The following is a 2,347-nucleotide window of genomic DNA, read 5'->3' on the forward strand; positions in this document are numbered from 1 at the left end:
ATGTGATAAAGAGTGTTGGGATCGTGAGAATGATACCCGTTTTAAAATAATTTCCCCATGTGATTTTTACACCCTTACGTGATAATACGTGCAGCCACAAAAGTGTCGCGAGCGATCCGATGGGTGTCATCTTAGGTCCCAAATTACTGCCGATAACGTTGGCATACACCAAAGATTCACGAATGACGCCTTGCGTTGCTGTTCCTTTTATGGCTAGTGCATCGATCATCACGGTTGGCATATTGTTCATGACCGAAGACAATATCGCAGCAAGGAATCCCATACCGATAGTGGAGATGAATAGTCCCTTGTCGGCGATGGCTTGTATGACTTTTCCTAGTTCATCTGTAAGTCCCACATTACGAAGTCCATAAACAACCACGTACATGCCAATGGAGAAGATGACAACTGCCCAAGGAGCGCCCTTGACCAGCTTCCAAGTTTGAATAGCCGGGCTGCGTCGAGCAGCTAAAATAAACAAGATTGCAGCGACGCCTGCTATGACGGAAATTGGAACATGAATGTATTGAATTACAAGGTATGCGAGAAGTAACATGGCTAAGATTACCCATGAAATTCGGAACATCTTCTTATCTTTTATGGCTTCAGACGGCTTCTTGAGCTGTTTTAAATCGTAGTGACCTGGGATGCTTTTACGGAAGAACAAAAACAAGACCAGAAGGCTCGCCAGCAGCGAAAAAAAGTTCGGAATAATCATCCGGCTAGCATACTCGATAAAGCCGATTCCAAAAAAATCAACGGAAACGATATTAACGAGGTTACTGATTACAAAAGGGAGCGAAGTTGTGTCTGCGATAAAACCGCTGGCCATAATGAATGGCAAAATCATTTTCTGATCAAATTTGAGTGCACGCACCATCGCAAGCACAATAGGTGTTAAAATAAGCGCGGCGCCGTCATTGGCAAAGAATGCCGATACTGCTGCACCAAGAAGAACAACATAAACAAACATAAGTTTTCCATTGCCTTGTGCGAGCCGCGCCATGTGAAGCGCCGCCCATTCGAAAAAGCCGATTTCATCTAAAAGAAGCGATATTACGATAATGGCTACAAAGGCAAGCGTAGCATTCCAAACAATACCCGTAACCGTACTAACATCAGCAAAGCTTACGACGCCAAACAGAAGAGCCAGAATAGCTCCGGCAGCTGCCGACCAACCAATACTTAGTCCTTTTGGTTGCCAGATTACAAACGTGAGCGTAAGCAAAAAGATTAAAATGGCAATGAGTGTCATACTTCCCCCTGTGTATCACAGCTGTTATTTTTTAAGCCTGCTATTTTTTCTTTCATGGAAGGCAGGTACGGATACACGCACTGTACATAGGCTTCCGCATCCGGATTAAGGGAGTAATATACCCACTGCCCTTTTTTCTTTTCATTTAGAAGTCCGGCTGATTTTAGTTTTCGTAGATGCTGGCTGGCATTTGGCTGAGACATCCCGATAATGTCAGTGATATCACATACACATAGTTCCTTTTCTTTGAGCAGTGCTACGRTGGTTAACCGCGTTTTATCGGCTAATAATTTATAAGCCTCGGCCATTTCCTGTATCGTTTGCTCCATATGTAGTACCTCCCTCTGTTTTCTCCCGTTGGCTTCTTTTCATTTCATAATTATATAACTAACTACTTATATAATCAATGGCGAATATGATGAGATGTGAAAATTTCGAGTGTTTATAACCATTCAAAGTCGCCCCTTCTTCCTAAATAAACAAAACAAAGGGCATTAGATTAAATAAATGCCCTTTGTTTTAGGTTGTTTGAAGTAGAACGTTGCTCATACTGGCTACGAAAGTAGACGGAACATTTCGGTATTCCTAGAATACTAGGCAAATTACTTGCTGGAACATCGTATATTATTTCTACTTTTGATCTGGTCCACAGCAACTGTCTCCGCCGCCGACACCAATGCTACAAACACCTGTCTCCGGCAATTCCAGCTCTACTTTACGAGCAGACTCCATATCCCCCACTAAAGCGGCTACAATCGATCTAACTTGCTCATAGCCGGTTGTCATTAAGAAGGTCGGTGCTCTTCCATAGCTTTTGGCACCCACAATGTAAAAATCTTTCTCAGGTTGACGTAATTCGAGTTCACCATGAGGTCTAACTGTACCGCAGCTATGAACGTTTGGATCGATTAGTGGCGCTAACTCATATGCACTTTCAAGACTCGGGTCCATCATCACTCTTACCTCACGGACAAATGATAAATCAGGACGTGAGCCTGTGTTGCATACGATCTCGTCGACACCGTCAATAAAAGCTTTCTCTGATCCAATCGTACCGATAACATGAATTTTCCCGTTACTCTCCTTTAATTC

Annotated in this window: 2 protein-coding genes and 1 pseudogene; all 3 read right to left on the bottom strand. The window is 43.1% G+C overall.

Going from position 1 to position 2,347, the window contains the following annotated elements:
* Positions 1 to 1,255 (bottom strand): arsenic transporter (locus tag AC1DSE_RS34225; protein WP_477529009.1); only part of this gene is annotated, 1,255 nt, incomplete at its 3' end.
* Entirely contained in the window at positions 1,252 to 1,584 is a 333-nt protein-coding gene (locus AC1DSE_RS34230; RefSeq protein WP_477529010.1) for an ArsR/SmtB family transcription factor, read from the bottom strand. The genes AC1DSE_RS34225 and AC1DSE_RS34230, both read right to left, overlap by 4 nt.
* A 301-nt stretch (positions 1,585 to 1,885) precedes the next feature.
* Positions 1,886 to 2,347, bottom strand: a pseudogene (locus AC1DSE_RS34235) (flavoprotein); the annotation flags it as partial.

The organism is Paenibacillus sp. 01L418 (assembly GCF_056400045.1).